This is a genomic window from Streptomyces araujoniae (assembly GCF_050871195.1).
In the GTDB taxonomy this organism is placed as follows: domain Bacteria; phylum Actinomycetota; class Actinomycetes; order Streptomycetales; family Streptomycetaceae; genus Streptomyces; species Streptomyces bacillaris.
The window spans coordinates 6,396,957-6,415,471 of sequence record NZ_CP194070.1; the positions used below are offsets into that span (position 1 = coordinate 6,396,957).

Here is an 18,515-nt window from a genome sequence, read left to right on the forward strand (position 1 = left end):
GCGTACGGGTTGCTGACCTGGTCGCGAGGGCGGCGGCCCGGGAATCTGGGGGCATGCAAGCACCTGGGAAGACCCAATCGGCCGTAACCGTACGTGTGTTCAGGCGCCGTTTCGCCGCGGATCCGGGAGGCGCCCGGCTCGCCCGCCGCGTCGGTCTCTACCGCCTGCACACCTGGGGCATCCCGTATCTCAGTGACGCCTCGGAGTCGGCGGCCCTGATCATCGGGGAGCTGGCGGCCAACGCTGTCACCCATGGGCGGGTCCCCGGCCGTGACTTCGAGCTGCGCCTGACGCACGCACCCGGCGACCCGGAGACCCCCGGGGTCCTGCGGATCGAGGTGTCCGACACCCGCACCGAGTGCCGGCCGCCGGGGCCCGGTGAGATCCCCGTACCGGCCGACGGCGACGACAGCGGGCGCGGGCTGCTGATCGTGGACGCGCTGGCGGACCGCTGGGCGGTCGTCGACCGCGTGCCGCAGCCGGGGAAGACGGTCCGCGCGGAACTGGACCTGGTGTACTGAGCCGGGGCCGGTGGTGTCTCTGCTAGGCGTCGGACCGGGTGTCGCCGCCGCTGCTCCCGGCGCGCCGGTCGCTGTGGCTGCCGCTCCCGTCGCTGCCGCTCCCGTCACCGTGGCCGCCGCTGCCGCCGTCGCGCAGGGAGTGGATCATGCTCCTCAGGGACCGGAAGGCGGCCCGCCGCTCGGCCTCGGTCATGCCGGACAGCATCCTGACCTCCACGGACCGGACGGCCTCGGTCGCCTTCTCCAGGCTCTCCCGGCCGAGCGGGGTCAGCTGCGCGGGAAGGGCCTTGCCGACGCGCGCTTCCGTCGGCCTGGTCACGTACCCCTCGCGCTCCAGGTTCTGGAGCAGCACGTTCATCGTCTGGCGGGTCACGAACGCGCCCCGTGCCAGCTCGGAGTTGGACATGCCCGGACGCTGGGCGAGCAGTTCGAGGCACGAGTAGTGCGTCACGCTCATCCCGAGGGGTCTGAGGACCTCCTCCATGGCCGTGCGCAGGGCGCTCGAAGCCTCCTTGAGCACGTAGCCCAGCGATGTGTCCAGGTCGATGCCGTCACCCGTTTTGCCCATGTCAGGATTCTGACATACCGTGGTGGGTGTCAGGAAGCTGACATGTAGCTGACGTGAAGCGAAGGAGTACCGCCATGCCCGCCACCGGCCCCGACTTCATCTCGTTCCAGGTGCGCGACCTCGACGCGTCGCAGGCCTTCTACGAGCGGTACCTCGGCCTCGTCCGTTCGCAGGCCGGGCCGCCGCACGCCGTGGTCTTCGAGACGAAGCCGATCGCGTTCGCGCTCCGTGACCCTCTGCCCGGCACCGACCTCGCGTCCGTACCGCAGCCCGGTGCCGGCACCGCGGTCTGGTTCCACGCCACGGACGTGCAGGCCGTCCACGACGCCCTGGCCGCCGACGGCCACACCATCGTCTCCGCCCCCGTCGACGGCCCCTTCGGCCGGACCTTCACCTTCGCGGACCCGGACGGATACCGGGTCACGCTCCACGACCGCGCCTGAGATCCGCCCCGCCCCGGACCGGTGGTGTCGGGGCGGGGGCGGTGCCGGGGGGAGGGCCGGGACGGTTCTGCCGACGGCGCTGCGAGCGGGGCGCGGGAGGGCTGGGATCAGTGGTCGGAGTAGCTGAAGTCGCCCATGGTCCAGGCGCTGACGTCCTCGATCGCCACGCGGTACATCCCACCCGTCTCCGGGATCCCCACCGAGCCCTGGAGGATGCGGGCCACGTGGAAGTGCAGATGCGTGGGCGGCCCTTCCTTGCGGGCCGAGGCGGTGAAGACGGCGGCGAACTCGCCCAGTCGGTCCGAGTCCGCCAGAACCTCCGACACCCGCTGGCGCCAGACGGCCTCGGGGGCCAGGCGGCCGGTGATCACGGCGCCTCCGGCGACCACGGTCAGCGACATCTGGTTGCTGTGCCCGGACTCCACCAGGGCGGCGACATCGATGAGCAACTCGTCAGGCTTCGACATGGAAGCCGATTCTAGTCGGCGGCTCCGGCCGCGGTCCCTGCGGTCCGGTCCAGATGGTGCGCGCCTCTTCGAGGGTCGGGTGGATCCGCAGGCCGACGGGCTGACGGGCCGTAAGGGTCATCCGGTGGCGGTCAGGACGAGGATGGCCTGGTCGTCGTCGATGCCGTGGCCTCCGGTGAAGGCGTGCACGGCGTGGGTGACGGTGTCGATCAGCTGTTGGGCGGCGGGTCCGGCCGGTGCGTCCGCCAAGGCGTCGGCGAGGCGTCGGTCGCCGAAGAGTTCGTTGTCGTGGCGGCGGGCTTCGGTGATGCCGTCGGTGTAGAGCACCAGGCTCTCGTTCGGGCGCAGCCGCAGGTTGCGGGCGGTGAGGTGGGTCTGGGGCCCGATGCCCAGCAGGACGCCCGGCGCGTCGACCGCTCGGACGGTGCCGTGGGCGTCCAGGTGGAGGGGGAGGGTGTGGCCGGCGCGGACGAGTTCGATGTCGAGGCCGTCGTCGGTGGGGGTGATCCGGCCGTAGACGAGGGTGACGAATCCGGTGCCGTGGCCGACGGGCCGGTTGCACAGGGCCTGGTTGACCGCTTCGACGACCTCTTGGGGGCCGGGGACGAGCGGGGCGACGGCGCGGGCGGTGTGGCGGACCAGGGCGGTGGTGGTCGCGGCGATGGCGCCGCGGCCGCAGACGTCGCCGAGCAGGAACGCCCATCGGCCGTCGGGCAGGGGGAAGACGTCGTAGAAGTCGCCGCCGACGTCGAGTCCCTCACCGGCGGGGTGGTAGTAGGTGGCCACCTCGGTGCCGGGCACGCAGGGCAGTTCCGGCAGGAGGAGCCCTGCCTGCAGATCGCGGGCGAGGACGGCGCGGTGCGTGTACTGGCGGGCGTTGCGCGCGGCCAGGGCGGCGCGTGTGGCGAGCTCCTCGGCCAGGGCGACGGTGTGTCCGTCGAAGGTGTACCCGTCGGTTGACAGCAGCGTCACGGTGCCGACGACGCTGTCCCGGTCGAACAGGGGGATGCACAGATAACCGGTGACGCCCAGATCGTGCCAGGGGCCGGGGCCGGTGGGGGTTCGCCGCGCCACTTCGGTCACGCCGGAGGCCAGGACGCGTGCGACGGCGTCGTCGGTGTCGTCGTAGACAGGGGCGTGGCCGGCGAGCAGATCCTGCTGCCACTGGTCGGGGGCGGCGGTGGCCACACGGCGGACCCGGCCGCCCTCGATGACATCGACCGCGCACAGCGGTGCCAGGCGCGGGCTGCAGGCCTGAGCCAGGCGGTTGAGGGTCTGGGCGACGTCCAGGTCGGTACTCAGGAGGGTGCTGGCGTTCAGAAGGAAGGCCAGGTCGTCGCGGGCGGTCTTCTCGCGGGCTTCGGCCGCCTGATACGCCTGCTCGACCTGGTGGCGTTCGATGGCCAGGGCAGCGGTGCCGGCGAAGACCCGGGCGAGGGCGAGGTCGGCCTCCTGCGCGACGCGCGGAACGCGGTGATACATCGCGAAGGTGCCCAGCAGCGAACCGTCGCGGGCCAGGATCGGGGTGGACCAGCAGGCGGCGACACCGGCCTTCTCGGCCAGGTCGCGGAAGTCGTCCCAGAACGGATCGGTGGCGATGTCGGTGACGATCACCGGCCGGCGGCGGTGAGCGGCGGTGCCGCAGGAGCCGACGCCCTCACCTGTGGCGATACCGTCGATGGCCTGGTTGTAGAAGTCGGGCAGGCTCGGTGCGGCGCCGTGGCGCAGGTGCCGGCCGTCGGCGTCGGCGAGCAGGACCGACACCAGCACTTCCTCAGGAGTGAGATCCTCGATCGCCCGTGCCATGCCTTCGAGCACCTCGGAGAGAGGGGCCTGGCGGGCGATCTGCTCCAGCAGGGCCCGGTGCTCGGCCGTCAGCCGTTGCGCATGTTTGACCTGGGTGGTCTCCATTCCGATCATCCGCACGCCCATGATGTTGCCGCCGGAGTCCAGACGGGGCTCGTAGGTGAAGTCGAAGAACCCCTCGCGGGCATCCGCTCCCTCGCCCAGCATCACGCGGGCATCCCGGCCGGTATAGGCCTCACCTGTGCGATAGACACGGTCCAGCAGAGCGATGAAGCCCTGCTCGACCAGTTCCGGCATGAGCTGTCCCAGCGGCACGCCGGTACGGGTGCGCTCGATTCCGCCGATCGCCGCGAAGAACGCCGGGTTCGCCGCCTCCAGCAGGTGAGCCGGCCCGGCCATGGAGGCGAACAAGGCCATCGACTGCCCGAACAACGACCGTAGATCGTCCTCCCCGTCGCTGGATGCGGCGGCTCGTGCCGCCGGCACCGGGCCGGTCCGGACAGGCGAGGGTGCCTGCTGGTCCGGTGCGCCCGTCATCCGCCGTGCTCCGTGCCGGTCCGCGCCGCGCTGTCGGCGCCGGCCGCAACGGCTCCGGGAACATGCAGGTGGGCGTTGAGAGCCTCTTCCGGGTCGGTGTGCAGACAGAAGATCTGCTTCAGCCCGGTCAGTTCGAACAGGCGGTTGAGGTTGTCGGTCACGGAGGCCAGGCACAGAACCCCGTCCTGCGCGGACATCTGGTGGTACAGCTTCAGCAGGGCGCTGATGCCGGTGGAGTCGCAGTAGGCCAGGTGGGCGCAGTCGATCACCACGGCCCCTGTCACCCTGCCGGTGCCCAGTTCCTCCTCGCCGGCCTCGTACAGCTGCACCACGCTGTGGAAGTCGAGATCCCCGCGCAGAGCGAACACCACTCCTCGTGCGTCCCGCCTGACGTCTACCGTGAACACTTCGGTCTCCTCCACATGGGTTCTCCAGACCGCCCAGGATATGGGGCGGTCTCTGCCGGCAGGGACGGTGCGGGCCTCAGTGGTGTGTGGTCAGGTCGGTGAGTCCGGAGATGGTCAGTACCGGCTCCAGGAGCGGGCCGGCGATGAGTTCGAGGCGCTCTGCGTGCGGGAACAGGACGCTGAGGCCGGCGCTGTCGAGGTACTCGACGTCGCTCAGGTCCAGGACGAGGGGGCCGGGTGCGTCGTCGAGGGCGGCCGCCAGGCTCAGGCAGTTGCTCATGTCTATCTCACCGACCGCGGTCAGCACGCTGGTGCCGTCCGGCCGCCGACTGGCTGTGAGGGTCAGGGGCGTAGTCATCAGGCGATCCTCGTGTGCATGTCGACGGTGGTACCGGTCGGTCCTTGGACGACGGTGACCTGCTGCATCAGGGCACGCATCAGCCCCATACCGCGGCCGCGGTGGGCGTTGAGCTCGGGCTGGGGCACTTTCCACCGACCGCTGTCGGCGATGGTCAGGCGCAGGTTGTCGACGGATGCCTCGGCGCGGAAGTAGACGGTGTCGCCGGGGGCGTCGCGGTGTCCGTGTTCGATGGCGTTGGCACAGGCTTCGCCTGCCGCCACCAGGACGCTCTGCGCGGTGCGCGGCGGCAGGTCGCACTGTTCGAGCCAGCCGCGCAGAGCTTTCCGGACGGGAGCGAGCTGGCCTGATTCCGCCGGGAAGGAGATCTCCAGCGGAGCCGGGTGACGGTAGAGCAGCAGGGCGACGTCGTCGTCGTAGCCGCCGTCGGGAGCCAGCCGGGACATCACGTTGCTGGCGAGATCGTCGACCGCGGTGTCCCGGCCGTCCTGAAGGGCCTCGCCGGCCCGGTCGATGCCCGCGCTGAGCGGACGGCGGCGGCGTTCGACCAGCCCGTCGGTGTACAGCAGCAGCGTGGAACGGGCGGAGATGGTGCAGCTGCCCTCGGGCCGCGGCCGGTCGGGCCGTACGGCCAGGGGCAGGGAACGTCCGTCTTCCAGAAGCCTGGTGATGCCGTCGGGTCGGACGAGAATGCCGGGGGGGTGCCCCGCGCTGGAGTAGACGAGCTGTCCGGTCCGGGGGTCGAGAACTCCGCAGAAGACGGTGGTGCACATCGCGCCGGGGACACCGGCGGCGAACTGGTCCAGGGCCATGAGCGCCCGGGCGGGACCGGCGTCCTGGAGCAGCAGGGCGCGGCAGGCGCTGCGCAGCTGCCCCATTACGGAGGCGGCCTCCAGGCCGCGGCCGACGCAGTCGCCCACGACGATGCCGATACGACCGTCGGGCAGGGCGACGGTGTCGTACCAGTCGCCGCCGACCTCCAGGGGGCGGGTGGCGGGCTCGTAGCGGACGGCGAAGCCGTCCGGGAGCCGGGACGGGCCGAGGATGGCCCGCTGCAACGCGATGGCTGTCTCGCGCTGCTGGTCGATCTGGTGAGCACGGGCCAGGCCCTGGGCCAGGCGACCGGCCAGGAGGGACAGCAGGAGCTGGTCCTCGCCGGTGAAGGGGCGCCGCTCGCCCAGGGCGATCCACAGGGCCAGGCTGCCTTGCGGGTGTTCCAGGACGACGGTGGCCCCGCCCTGGCCCGGAACGGCGGTGAGCGCCGGCTGGTCACGCAGAGCGGTGAGCATCCGGCGGCGTTCGGCAGGCAGATCCTGCCAGACGAGGCCGGTGTCGGTGCCGGTGAGGGCGGGCTCGTCCCGGGGACCGAAGACCACGGCCGTCACGTGTTGGGCGTGCCACAGCTTCTTCAGCTCCTCAAGAGAACCTTCGAGAGCCTCGGCCAGGCTGGCGGCCTGGGACAGACGGGTGCTCAGAGCGGCCAGGGCGGTTTCGCGCTGGATGGCGTAGTGCTCGGCGCTCACGTCGCGGAAGGTTCCGACGATCACCGTACGGCCGGTGTCGGGGTCCTGGACCTGGTTGAACGTGGCCGTCACCCACAGGCGATGTCCGTCGCGGTGGGTGACGGGAATGGTGTAGCTACCGCGTTCCTGGCCGGTCAGTGTGGCGAAGGCCTCGGCAACCAGGCGGTGGGCTTCGGGGTCGGTGGCCGCATCCGGCCACCAGGGGTGCACCGGCTGGTAGGGCAGGTCTTCGGGGCCGTACCCGAGGATGCCGGTGAAGGAGGTGTTGATCTCGATGACCGCGCCGTCCTCGTCACAGACGAAGAACGCCTCCTGGAGCGAGTCGATCATAGCGGTACGCCACCGGGCGTGGTGGTTGCGCAGCCGGGCCAGTTTCACGTTGGCCTCGACGCGGGCCAGGAGTTCGGCGGCGGCGAACGGCTTGACGAGGTAGTCGTCCGCGCCCGCCTGCAGACCCTCGATGGCCGCCTCCTGCCCGGCGCGGGCGGACAGCAGTACCACCGGCACCGAGGCGGTACGCGAGTCGGTGCGCAGCGCTCGCACCAGGGACAGGCCGCTCAGGCGGGGCATCATGACGTCGCTGACCACGAGATCGGGGGCGTCCAGGCGAACGGCTTCGAGGGCCTGCTGTCCGTCGACGACCGCGTCGACCTGGTATCCGGCGTCGCGCAGCAGCCGGGTGAGGTACTCGCGCATGTCGGCGTTGTCGTCGGCGATCAGTACCCGCGCCTGAGCCGACAGGCGGGCCGCGGAAGTCTCGACGGCCGTCTGCGGCCCGCCGTGCGGTTCGCCGGCCGGCACACCGGTCTGCACGCCCGGCAGCCAGCGCAGGGCCTCCTGGACGAAGGGGGCGGCGGCACCGGGAGAGGTGACGCCGTCGCCCACGCGGGTGCGGAGGGCGTCGGCCGGCAGGTGGGCGGAGCCGAACGGCAGACGGATGGTGAAGCTGGTGCCCTCACCTTCGGCGGACTCGGCTGTGATGACACCGCCGTGCAGGCCGACCAGTTCCTTCACCAGCGCCAGGCCGATGCCGCTGCCCTCGTTGGAACGGGACCGGGCGTTCTCGATACGGTGGAATCGCTCGAACAGCCGGGGCATCTCCTCGGCCACCACACCGATCCCGGTGTCCGTGATCCGCACCACGGCCTCGTCGTCCTGGACGCCCACGCCCACCCGGATCGACCCTTCGAAGGTGAACTTCAGCGCGTTGCTGAGCAGGTTGAGGATCACCTTCTCCCACATACCGCGATCGACGTACACCGGCTCGGGCAGGGGTTCGCACTCGACACGGAAGTCCAGGCCGGCGTTTTCGACGGCGGAACGGAAGACACTGGCCAGCGCGCTGGTGACCGTGGCCAGGTCGACCGGCTCGTAGCTCGCCTGCATCCGGCCCGCCTCGAGGCGGGAGAAGTCCAGCAGTGAGTTGACGAGCTTGCCCAGCCGCAGACCGTTGCGGTGCACGGCCTCCAGCTCCTCGCGCACGCGCGGCTCCGCGTCGGCGAGCTGCTCCCGCAGTTCCTGGACCGGTCCCATGATCAAGGTCAGCGGGGTGCGGAACTCGTGGCTGATGTTGGAGAAGAACGTCGTCTTGGCCCGGTCGAGCTCCGCGAGCTCCTCGGCACGGCGCTGCTGTGCCTGGTAGCTGCGGGCGCTCGCGACGCCGGCGGCCATGTGTCCGGCGACCAGATCCAGGAAGCCCTGGTAGTCCTCGTCCAGGGCACGGAAGCGGTTCAGACCCGTCACCATGAATCCGTACGGGGCCCCACCCTGCTGTTGCAGGGGTACGACCAGTGCCTGGGCCGGCGCCTTCTCCCAGGCCCCGGTCGGCAGGTCCGAGTACGCCTCGCCGTCCAGAGGCACCAGCACCGAATCGCCCCGAGCCGGTACGTGGACGGGCCAGGGCGAGACGGAGTCCGGGGGAAGGATGTCCGGCGCGGCCGGATCTGCCGTCCCGAACCCGGTCACCGCGGCTCGACGGGCACTGCCGTCGTCCTGGAACAGATAGGTCAGGGTGAAGGGCAGATCGTACGGGTTGCGACTCAGCTGCCCCCCGGCGAAGTCGAGCATCTCCTGCTCGGTGCGGATGACACTGGGGTCGGAGCCCAGGTCGCGCAGGGTCGCCATCCGGCGGTCGCCGATGACCCGCTTGGTGTCCTCGCTGACCACGCACAGCAGGCCGACCACAGCGCCGCTTTCATCGCGCAGGGGACTGTAGGAGAAGGTGTGGTAGGTCTCCTCGGTGTAGCCGGACCGCTCCAGGAACAGCATCAGCCCGTCGTCCCAGGTGGCCTCACCGCAGTTCAGGACGGTGTCGACCCGAGGGGCGATGTCGTCCCAGATCTCCGACCACACCATGGCGCTGGGCCGGCCCAGCGCCCAGGGGTACTTCTGGCCCAGGGTGTCGCGCCGGTAGGCCTCGTTGCAGAAGAACGTCAGCTCCGGTCCCCACGCCATCCACATGGCGAACTTCGACGACAGCAGGATGCTCACCGCCGTCCGCAGACTCTGCGGCCAGTCCTCAGGCTCTCCCAGCGGCGTCGCCGACCACTCCACCTTGGCCAGTTCCCGGCCGATGTTCCGGTCGGCTGTGAACACCTCGTCCATCGCAGCCGAGGGAATGGTGAGCTCACCGTCCTCCGAGCGCGTCACAGCAGACACCCCTTCACTGGCCTCAGCCTCTTCATGCGACGTACCGCCCGAGGCTGCTCCACAGCGCCGCCGACCGGCAAACACCCAACCCTCTACCCCGCGGACGACACGAGAAGCTCTCCCACCGCCCGAAGATCCGCCAGCGCAATACGTAGGATAAGACAACCGCGCCCGGTGCGGATGCCACGGTAGGCGGCACCTGGCGGCAGCCCGTACGGCGGCGGCGCGGACCGCCGAGTGAACCTGTGCAGGGGCGATGCGCGCGGCCGGGACCGGCGGTCCCGGTCAGCCCCGCCGCACCCGCCCCACGATCCGCCGCCCCAGGCGGCCCAGCGCGCGTGAGCGGTTCCAGTCGCGGAAGGCGTTCGCCCGGCCGCTGCTGCCGGTCCGGCCCACCGTCTCCTCGACCTCCGCCACCAACTCGGCGCCCATGGACCGCACCGCCGGGCGGAGCACCTCCTCCAGGAGGGCGGCGGCCGTGGCGGTCCAGGCGGGGCCGGCGTGGGGGTGGGCGGTCCAGACGGTGAAGCAGTCGGCCGCGTAGGCGGGCTGGGTACAGAGCCGGGTGCGGGTCGGCTCGGTGCGGGCCGCGCGGTCGTAGGCGGCGATCAGGTCGCTGTCGTCGCTCCGGACGAAGGCGTACAGCTCCGCGCCCGGGCGGTCCGGGGCCAGCAGGCGTTCGGCCAGGGAGATGGACGCCCGCTCCCGGACGGGCGGTTCCAGGGGGGCCGCGCGGTCGCGCAGCGTACGGACCCGGTCCGCCCAGCCGGGCTCGGGGGCTCCGGTGCGCAGATCGCGGCAGAGGGCGAGGAGCTGGAGCGCGGCCCGCTCCCGGCCCCCGATCTCCTGGGGGAAGGCGCGCAGCAGGTCGTGGGCCAGGGTCTCCGCCTCCTCCGCGTCCGCCGGGGCGCCGAGCGCCGCGTCGGCCAGGCGGGACCAGGTCCCGGCCGCCCGGTGCGCGTCCGAGGTCGCCGCCTCCAGCAGCAGCCGGGCCTCCTCCACGGTGGGCGCCCGGTCCCCCCAGACCAGGCCCGCCGCCGTACGGAGCACCAGCGGCTCGGCGAAGGGGGAGAGGCCGGCCGCCCGCAGGATCCGGTGCCAGAGCGCCGTGCGGTCCCGGCCGAGCGTCGTCGTCGCCCCGGGGGCCTCGGCGCACATCCGCAGATGCGGCAGCGCCTGCGTCCCCGTGAACGGCAGAGCCACCCGCTCCAGGAGCCGGGCCACCGCGCCGGGGTCCTCGGGCGCGATCCGGTCCAGCGCGCCGAGCAGTGCCGTCCGTACGTCGAACTGCTCGTCCAGCAGCTCCAGCAGCGCCGGGGCGAAGGCGGGCACCGCCGGAGATCCGGCTGTTCCCGATGGTCCGGGTGCGCCCGGGGGGATGGGCGTTCCCGAGGGGCCGGTTGCCTCCGGAGACGTGGCTGCCCCCGGAGTCGCGGGCGTTCCCGTTGTTCCGGCTGTGCCCGGAGTCGCGGGGGCTCCAGGAGTCCCGGGCGTTCCCGGAGTCCCGGCCGATTCCGGAGATCCGGCCGTTCCCTCCGCGCCTTCCGGTCCTCCCGCCGCGCCGGACCCCCCGGCCTGCTCCGCTTCCGCCCCCGCCTCCCTCAGGAGCGCCGGGGCCAGGCGGGTCGTGACGCCGGGCAGCAGATCACGGGTGTTCAGGCCCAGCAGCCTCGCCACCCGCAGAAGTTGTACGGTGCGTGCCACCGGCCGCGCCCCACCCGCCCCGCTCTCCAGCTCCGTCAGGATCTCCGGGCCCAGCACCCCGGCGATCGCCTCGCCCTCCGGCCCCACGAACGCGTCCGGGCGCGGCAGTTCCAGCGAACCGTTGCCGCCCCGCACCGCCTCCGTCACCAGCATCGCGGCGAGCGGCGCGGTGACGGAGGCCGGGCACCGGCCGTCCAGGGCGCCGAACAACCGCCCCACCGCGTCGAATTCGGAGCCCGTACGGTCGTCGATCCCCGGCGAGGTCAGCGCCTCCACCAACCGGCCGACCCGCTTCGCGTCCAGCGCGTACGGCCGCTCCGCCGCCCAAGCGGCCGCCGCCGCGCGTTCCTCGGAGCCGAGCCCGACCCCGGCGCAGAGCGCCACCACCGCCAACGGGCCTGCGGCGAAAGGGTCTCCGGGCAGCACACGCGCCTCCTGGAACAGCTCCGGCGCCCGGCTCCGCCACACCCGGGCCGCCGTCCGCGCCCAGATGTCCTCGGTGGCCTCCACCGGGGGCCGGTCCGCACACACATGGACCCGCAGCCCCGCCTCGCGTGCCGCCGCCGCGTCCTCCGGCGCCACCCCGGCCACCCGCAGCGGCGAACTCCCCGGCCGCCGCGTGTACGTGGTGAACGTCAGCCGCTCCGCGCTCTCCCTCGGCAGGGCGATCGCCGCGAGCGCCAGCCACCGTGCCACATCGGCGCTCCGCCGCTCCACCAGCACCACCGGACCGCCCGCGGGCGCCTCCTCGCCGGCCCGGCGCAGATCGGCGAGGACCGCCGCCAGCCAAGGGCCGCGCGAGACGGCGAAGTCGTCCAGGCCCTCCCGTACGGGAGCGGGGCCAGGCGGCAGCGCGCCGAGCGGGTCGGAGGGAGCGGCCCCGCCGGGCGGTGTCACCGTGGCCCAGTGCGGCGACCGCCACGCCTCCACCGGCAGCCGGCCGCCCGGCAGCGGCACGCCCGCGGGTATGTGCACCGCGTGCGTGTGGAACCGGACCGGCGCCGAGGCCTCCCCGCGCGCCGGTGCCGTACGGCCGACGGCGCGGCTGCCGTCGGAGAGCACGGCGTACGTGAACGCCTGGGGGAGCGAACGGAGTTCGGCGTCGGCGGGGCGGTGCGGGGCTCCGTCGGGGAGCACGTACGCGAAGAGCGGCTCCAACTCGGCCAGCAGCGCCGCCGTCACCCCGTGTCCCACCGCCGTGAAACGGCCCTCCGCGCTCTCGTCCCCGGCCGCGGCGGAGATGTGGTGCACCTGTGCAAGGCTCAATTGCCGGCCCTCTTCGTCCTGCCGCGACCCGTCCCCGCTCCCACGCACACGCGACCGGGTCGGGGGAGAAGTCCACAGCCGCGGAGGCGACGTTATCAAGGACGGAGGCACTTTCCCTACGCTGCGTCAGGCGTTGGCCTCGGGAGCGTTCCAGGAGTGTTCCGGGGGAGTTCCGGGAGCGTTCCGCGGGCGCGGAGGGGCGTTGCGCTGAGGGCGGTGAGCGGTGCTCCGGCGCCGGAGCGGCGGTCACCGCGAACGGGCGCTGCGGGCGGCAGCCCCCGCGGCGGCGTCTCCGCACCGGTCGACCGGAGCACCCCGGCTCAACCGCTCACGGTGGTGGGACCCTTCCTCCAGAACGTGCGGGAGAGCACCTTCTGGGCGTGCTTCGTCTGCTCGTGCCTCAGAAGCTTCCGGAACCTGGGCCGGCTCGCGGCTGCCCGATGGGTGAGCAGAGCCGAATCCCGGGGCAGGCCCGCCTGCGCGAGGGCGACCACCAGCGAGGCCTGGTCCTCCATGGGCCAGTTCTGCACCACGGCCCCGATGATCTGGTCGACGACGTCCGCCCTACGCGGCTGGATCGGGTTGTCGAGCTTGTGCAACTGCCTCAACAGCACCACGAGGTCGGACAGGTCATGGGTGCGGATACAGCCTAGGGCGACCGAGCCGACCGCCTTGTCCTGCCGGGCGGTGGCCAGGGCGAGCAGGAGGGGCGCCATGTCCGGCCCGGCCGCCGAGCACGCCCGCTCGTACAGTGCGGCCTCGCTCATGACAGCCGCGCCCGACTGCGCCAGGACACCCAGGAACTGGCCTGCGTGACCGGTGGGCTTGTGCGTCAGCGTCTGCTCGAACACCACCTCGGCCAGCAAGGGCAGGCCGTCATTCTCCAGACAGAGCAGGAGGTGGGCGGCCCGCTCGGGGCTCCCCGTGTCGGCCACCATCTCCACCACCGCCTCGGCGCCGGGAGAGACCTCGTCCACCTGGTGCAGGAGCAGCCGCGTCTCGACGGTGGGACTGTGCAGCGCACTCATCAACGTCTGAGCGGCCTGGGGGAAGTGATCCGTGTTGTAGAGGTCGGTGACCGTGGTGGCGATCTCCCGGGCCGACCATCGGGCCACCGCCTGCTCCAAGACCCCGCCGGCGGCCCCGCTGTGCCGTCCCTGGACCAGCGCGCGCACCAGCGCCAGCACATGGGGAACGCTCCGCTCCTGCGCCACCGCGAAGACCCGGTCGGCTTCCGAAGTCAGCCCCCTGTCGGTGAAGCACTCGATGACATCGACGACGGCTCGGGCGTCGCGGCGCTCCGCGACCGCGGTCGGCAGCGTGTCGGCGTGCCGGTGCCGTCCCGCGGCCCGCAGCGCGATACTCAGCTCCACCAGTTCCTGAGCGCCGCGTCGGCCGAAGGCCGGGCCCAGAGCCGTCACGGTCGCCTGTTCGACCTCGGTACCGGCCGCCCACACGGCGATGGCCACGGCCTCCGCCACCGGCCGTACGACGAAGGCAGCCGCCAGAAGACTCTCCGCCAACTCGTCCAACTGATCACGGTGCAGCCCCAGACAGAGGCCGATGACATCGCACGGAGAGTGCAGTTCGACCGACGAGCGCAGGAGAGCGGCCACACCATCCTCGAAGCCCGCCCGGTGCAGTGCGCCGGCGAGCGCCGCCGTCTCGGCCACGGGTCGCGTCATCACCAACGCCGGTATCGCCGTATCGGCATGGGCGGGAAGGCCGGCCTCCTGCAGCCCGGACAGTAAGGCCGCCACCTCCTCGACGCGACGGGAGCGACTCGCCGCGGAGACCAGCTCGCGTGCCATCGCCTGCTGCGTGCGCGCCTCCAGGTCACCCACGACCTGGACCAGTTCGGCGACGGAGGCCGTGCTGTTGGCGGCCTCCAGGGCGGCCATCAAGGACGAGGCCCCCTCCCCCCGACCCTCCAGGCGGCTCATCGCGTCGAGGTCGGCCTCCAACTGATGGCACTGGCCCTCGGCGGCGATCAGTTCGGCTCTCGCCACGGCAAGTGCCTCCTGGAGGAAGAGCACTTCCTGGCTCAGGTCGTGGCACTCCCTGCGTATCTGCTCGTACTCGCCCTCCCACAACGCGATGTCCGCCCGGTGCGCCGACTGCTCCTCATCGATCTGCACCTCCAGACGACGGCATCTGCTCACGGACTCCTGGAGCGTGCGCTCACGGTCCACGATGGCTTCTTCCAGGGCCCGTTGACGTGCCTTGATGCGCCGGGTCTCCTCGTCCGCGACGGCCAGCTCGTCCTGCAGCGTCTGCATCTCGCTGCTGCGGCGGTTCGTCTTGAGTGCCGCCCGGTGGGTCTCGTGCAGGGCGGCCTCGGCCGCGGGCGTCAACGGCGCCGACACCTCGCGCACATCGCTGATCAGACCGGCGACGAATTCCCAGGGAGGGACCCGTTCCCCGCTGAGGTAGCGTGTCACCGAGCTCGCGTCGAGATGCCGACGCACGGCGTACCGCCGCACGCTGACGTCCAGAGCACCGAACAACGCTCGGAGATCCTCGGCCAGCGCCCTCTTCTCCGGGGCCAGCCCCTCCTTGAGGGCGGCCAGCGTCAGGGGCCTGCCCGGGCCGGTGGGTTTGGGCGTGGTGATCTCGACGGCACTGTCAGACATGCCCCCAGTATCCGCCGCCGACCGACCATCCGCCGCCCAGGAGGTGTTGCCACCTCGATCGGCAACAGCGCCACCGTTGCCACCTTCAACCGGCAACGGAACAGGGCCATTTGAGGGCCGCGCCGCAGTGACGATGGTCGAGGACAGGCAGAAGACCGGGCCGCCGCACGGTGCGGCCCGGGCGGTACTCAGGAGGACCACCCTCGATGAACGACACCAGCGACAGCGCATGCCGACAGCCGCACCCGCCTGACCCTGTGGAGTGGTCGCGGGCGAACCCGCGGCCGATATGGCACCGACTGCTCCTGCAGGCCTGCATCGGCGCCGCCGGAACCGCGGGCTCGGTGGCCGTGACGTGGATGGTGTACCTGCTGCAGCGGCGGTAGTGGGCTCTGCGCCGAGGGGGGCGGCGGCCCGTGGCCACCGCCCCCCCCTGCATGGAGCGCTTACGCCCTACGCCCTACGTCTTACGCCCTCACGTCAGCGGCTCCACCCACACGTTCCGGTAGCGGATCTTGCTGCCGTGGTCCTGGAGCCTGATGGCCCCCGCCGTCGCCGCCTCGGCCGCTCCGCCGCCGGTCGGGCCGTCGACCGCCACGTCGTCGTGGACGGTCACGCCGTTCCAGACGACGCTGATCCTGGCGTCCTCCGTCTTGTTGCCCGCCGCGTCGAAGCGGGCGGCGCGGAAGGTGATGTCGTACGTCTGCCAGGTCTCGGGCGGGGTGGCCGCGTTCACGTCCGGGGCCTTCTTCGTGTAGATCGCCCCGGCCTCGTTGTCGGCCAGGGTGTCGTCACCGTAGGAGTCCAGGATCTGCACCTCGTACCGCTCCTGGAGGTAGACGCCGCTGTTGGCGCGGTCCTGGCCGGTGACGTCCGGCGGGAGGTTCGGCAGCCAGAACTCCACATGGACGCGGAAGTCCTCGAACCCCTGCTTGGTGCGCAGGTCGCCGTCCTTGATCTCCATCTCCCCGTTGCTCACCGGCCATTGGGGTGCCCGGCCGTCCGGGTGCTGCCAGCCGGCCTGGTCGGTGCCGTCGAAGAGCTGGATGCGGGCGCCCTCGGGGTGGACGGCGATCATGTCGAGGTTCACATGGCCGGTGTCGCCGCTGTCGTAGGAGTACGTGACGGTGTTGCGGCCCTCCTCCAGCTCCAGCTGCTCGTTCTTCGTGGCCCAGGTCTTCCAGTCGGTGGTGGAGGCCAGGCTCGTCTGCCGGACCTTCGTGCCGTTGACGTGGACGCTGATGGTCTTGGTGCCGGGGGCCGGGTCCGGGCCGTTGGAGTAGCGCAGGCCGACGTCGTACGTCCCGGCCTTCTCCGTCCGCACGTCGAAGGTGACGGCCGCGCCCTCGTTGCCGAAGTTGTCGACGAAGCCGCCGCCCGAGTAGCCCGCGTGCTCGGTGTCGACGCCCGCGCCGCCGGTGAGAGCGGCCTCCTCCGCCTCGTACAGGGTGGGCGGAGGCTGGTCCCCGGGAAGGGAGTTGAGCGTGTACCAGGCCTCCGTCGACCACAGCTCCGCGCCGCTGGCGGAGGCGAAGGGGCGCGGGGAGCGGACGTGGACGACGCGGTTCGGCTTGAGGCCGGGGAGGGCGAGCGTGACCTTCTTTCCGTCCTCGGACAGCGTCGCCGAGCCGACCTCCAGGGTCTCCTCGTCGATCTTCGGGCCGCCGTAGGCCGGGGTGGGCGCGTACGTCCACTGCTCGACCCGGTAGCTCTCGGCGAGCCTCGCCGCCGTCTCCTGTGAGAGCGGCTCGGTGTACTCCAGCTCGAAGCCGCCGGGCTTCGCCCGCATCGCCAGGATGTCGAACGCCTTGTCGCCGCTGGGGGTGAGCTTCTGGAGCCCGTACGTCAGCTTGCCCTCCTGACCCCAGTTGCCGCCCGCGCCGAGCCCGCCCGCGTAGATCGCGCCGTCCGGGCCCATGCTGATCCGGTTGACGCCGGCCTCCAGGCCCTGGGTGAAGCGGAAGACCGCGCCCTGGTACTCGCCGTGGACCTTCTCCAGGTAGGCGCGCTGGATCCCGCCGTACGTCACGTCCCCGAAGAGCAGCTGCCCGGCGAACCGGCCTTCGCTCAACTGAAGCGGCGTGGAAGGCGAGTTGGCGATCTCGTTCTGCGGGAGCCAGAGCACCGGTTTGGTGACGGGCTTCGCGTCGAAGGGGCCGGTCGGGTTGGTGTAGTGGTTGAAGAAGCGGTCCTGCTTGATGTGGACCAGCTTGGAGGAGGGCAGCCAGCCGCCCTGGTTGTCCAGGACGAAGAGGTCGTTCTCCGGACCCCAGCCGATGCCGTTGGGCGTCCGCAAACCCCCGGCGAGGTAACTGACCTCGCCCGTCTCCTTGTTCACCTTGATGGTCGTGCCGCGGTTCTCCGCCGGCTGCGGGTCCGTCGTCGCGCCGCCGTAGTCGATCGCCACGGAGAGGTTGAGGTAGAAGTGGCCGTCCCGGTAGAGCAGGCCGAAGGCGAACTCGTGGAAGTTGCCGCCGTACGGCCAGGTGGCCACGGTCCGCCGCTCGTCGGTGACGTCGTCGCCGTCGGTGTCGGTGAGCTCGGTGAGTTCGTGCTTCTGCGAGACATAGAGCTTCCCGTCGACGGCCTTGATGCCCATGGGCTCCTTGAGCCCCTCGGCCACCTTCTTCGCCTCCACCTGGTCCGGGCCGGTCTCGCCCCGCACACCGTCGAGGAGATAGACCTCGCCGGTCTCGTTGTCCGTACCGCCCCACGTGGCCACCGCGAGCCGCCCGTCCGGCAGCCAGTCCATGGCGGAGACCTGCGGCTCGAACCCGTCGGGGCGCAGATCGGTGAGCGCGTAGTCCGGGTGGACACCGCCCAGTGGCAGCCCGTCGCCGGGCGAGTCGAGCGCGCCCTCGCACTCCTTGCGGCCCGGGGCCGTCACCCGTACGACATCGGCGTCGGTCGTCAGCACGGACTCGGGGACGACGGTGAAACCGCCGGCGCCCGGCGGCTGCCAGGCCAGCGTGACCTGCTGGCCGCCGGTGCGGTCGAAGTGGTCGATGCGCAGGGCGTGGTGGCCCGCCGCGAGGGTGACCGTGCCGTCCTTCGGTTCGGCGCCGTGCAACCCGTCGTGGTCGATGACCAGTTGATCGTCGATCAGCAGCCGCGACCCGTCGTCGCTGGTGAGCCGGAACGCGTACGAACCGTCCTCGGGCACATGGATGTTGGCGGTCACCTGGGAGACGAACCGGTCCTCGAAGCCGAAGTCCTCCGGCGCGTCCCAGTCGATCAGCGGCATCAGCTTGTCGACGTTGGGCGTCTGGCCCGCCTTGATGTCGCACAACTCGTCCAGGGGCACCTGGACATCGAAGACGCGCAGGGTCACGCCCGGTTCCTGCGGCGGCAGTTCGGCGGCCGGGGACGGCGGGGCCGCCGTGGCCGGTGCGGCGGTGAGGGCGCCGACCAGGAACGAGGCGGCGAGCAGGCCGGTGAGGTGCCTGCGGAGCGGTCGGCGCCCGTGGGGGGTGCGTCTGCGGAGGCGGTGGAACGGCCGTGGATGCATTCTTCCTCCTGGCCCCTCGCAGCGAGGGGCACGTCGCGGCGGTGGGTGGGGCCACCCGGCGCCCGGGGGTGAACGTTCGGCTCGTGCGGGTCGGTCGCGTGCGGTTCGGCATGGTGCGGTTCGGC

10 protein-coding genes and 1 pseudogene are annotated in these 18,515 nt (G+C 71.8%); 2 read left to right on the top strand and 9 right to left on the bottom strand.

All coding sequences use genetic code 11. The features are described from left to right. Positions 1-53 precede the first annotated feature (53 nt). Positions 54-521: an ATP-binding protein gene (locus tag ACQ9ZG_RS27385; protein WP_109917566.1), complete on the top strand. Its 468-nt coding sequence runs from the start codon at positions 54-56 to the stop codon at positions 519-521. 115 nt (positions 522-636) lie between these two features. Here the strand turns inward: ACQ9ZG_RS27385 and ACQ9ZG_RS27390 are convergent. Beyond that, a pseudogene (locus ACQ9ZG_RS27390) lies at positions 637-1,089 on the bottom strand (MarR family winged helix-turn-helix transcriptional regulator); the annotation flags it as partial. A gap of 74 nt (positions 1,090-1,163) precedes the next feature. Between ACQ9ZG_RS27390 and ACQ9ZG_RS27395 the strand changes: the two are divergent. Beyond that, positions 1,164-1,532, top strand: coding sequence for a VOC family protein (locus ACQ9ZG_RS27395; RefSeq protein WP_109917564.1), 369 nt, complete (start codon positions 1,164-1,166; stop codon positions 1,530-1,532). A 107-nt stretch (positions 1,533-1,639) separates the two neighbouring features. On the opposite strand, the gene ACQ9ZG_RS27400 is transcribed toward ACQ9ZG_RS27395, so the two are convergent. The 8 genes from ACQ9ZG_RS27400 to ACQ9ZG_RS27435 all read right to left on the bottom strand — a co-directional run bounded on the left by ACQ9ZG_RS27400 (position 1,640) and on the right by ACQ9ZG_RS27435 (position 18,390). Then, positions 1,640-1,999, bottom strand: coding sequence for a GvpU-like protein (locus tag ACQ9ZG_RS27400; RefSeq protein WP_109917563.1), 360 nt, complete (start codon positions 1,997-1,999; stop codon positions 1,640-1,642). A 117-nt stretch (positions 2,000-2,116) separates the two neighbouring features. Beyond that, positions 2,117-4,204: a GAF domain-containing SpoIIE family protein phosphatase gene (locus ACQ9ZG_RS27405; RefSeq protein WP_258312487.1), complete on the bottom strand. Its 2,088-nt coding sequence runs from the start codon at positions 4,202-4,204 to the stop codon at positions 2,117-2,119. Between the two features lie 134 nt (positions 4,205-4,338). Then, the gene (locus ACQ9ZG_RS27410; RefSeq protein WP_499281324.1) at positions 4,339-4,764 is read right to left on the bottom strand and encodes an STAS domain-containing protein; all 426 of its coding nucleotides are present in this window, start codon (positions 4,762-4,764) and stop codon (positions 4,339-4,341) included. 61 nt (positions 4,765-4,825) lie between these two features. Next, positions 4,826-5,107 (bottom strand): STAS domain-containing protein, encoded by a 282-nt coding sequence (locus ACQ9ZG_RS27415; protein WP_084991426.1) that lies wholly within the window; start codon positions 5,105-5,107, stop codon positions 4,826-4,828. After that, the gene (locus ACQ9ZG_RS27420; RefSeq protein ID WP_375138369.1) at positions 5,107-9,279 is read right to left on the bottom strand and encodes a SpoIIE family protein phosphatase; all 4,173 of its coding nucleotides are present in this window, start codon (positions 9,277-9,279) and stop codon (positions 5,107-5,109) included. Before ACQ9ZG_RS27420 ends, ACQ9ZG_RS27415 begins: the two co-directional genes overlap by 1 nt. 285 nt (positions 9,280-9,564) lie before the next feature. Continuing rightward, a complete protein-coding gene (locus ACQ9ZG_RS27425) occupies positions 9,565-12,249 on the bottom strand; it encodes a GTPase-associated protein 1-related protein (RefSeq protein ID WP_499281325.1) in 2,685 nt (894 codons plus the stop codon). 320 nt (positions 12,250-12,569) lie between these two features. Then, entirely contained in the window at positions 12,570-14,882 is a 2,313-nt protein-coding gene (locus tag ACQ9ZG_RS27430) for a coiled-coil domain-containing protein (protein ID WP_109914523.1), read from the bottom strand. 475 nt (positions 14,883-15,357) lie between these two features. After that, entirely contained in the window at positions 15,358-18,390 is a 3,033-nt protein-coding gene (locus ACQ9ZG_RS27435; protein WP_109914522.1) for a 3-keto-alpha-glucoside-1,2-lyase-like domain-containing protein, read from the bottom strand. Positions 18,391-18,515 lie beyond the last annotated feature (125 nt).

Excerpts from the sequence above, each read along its gene's own strand:
- ACQ9ZG_RS27385 (WP_109917566.1), top strand. The coding sequence starts at position 54 with ATGCAAGCACCTGGGAAGACCCAATCGGCCGTAACCGTACGTGTGTTC.
- ACQ9ZG_RS27395 (WP_109917564.1), top strand. The coding sequence starts at position 1,164 with ATGCCCGCCACCGGCCCCGACTTCATCTCGTTCCAGGTGCGCGACCTC.
- ACQ9ZG_RS27400 (WP_109917563.1), bottom strand. The coding sequence starts at position 1,999 with ATGTCGAAGCCTGACGAGTTGCTCATCGATGTCGCCGCCCTGGTGGAG.
- ACQ9ZG_RS27405 (WP_258312487.1), bottom strand. The coding sequence starts at position 4,204 with ATGGCCGGGCCGGCTCACCTGCTGGAGGCGGCGAACCCGGCGTTCTTC.
- ACQ9ZG_RS27415 (WP_084991426.1), bottom strand. The coding sequence starts at position 5,107 with ATGACTACGCCCCTGACCCTCACAGCCAGTCGGCGGCCGGACGGCACC.
- ACQ9ZG_RS27430 (WP_109914523.1), bottom strand. The coding sequence starts at position 14,882 with ATGTCTGACAGTGCCGTCGAGATCACCACGCCCAAACCCACCGGCCCG.
- ACQ9ZG_RS27435 (WP_109914522.1), bottom strand. The coding sequence starts at position 18,390 with ATGCATCCACGGCCGTTCCACCGCCTCCGCAGACGCACCCCCCACGGG.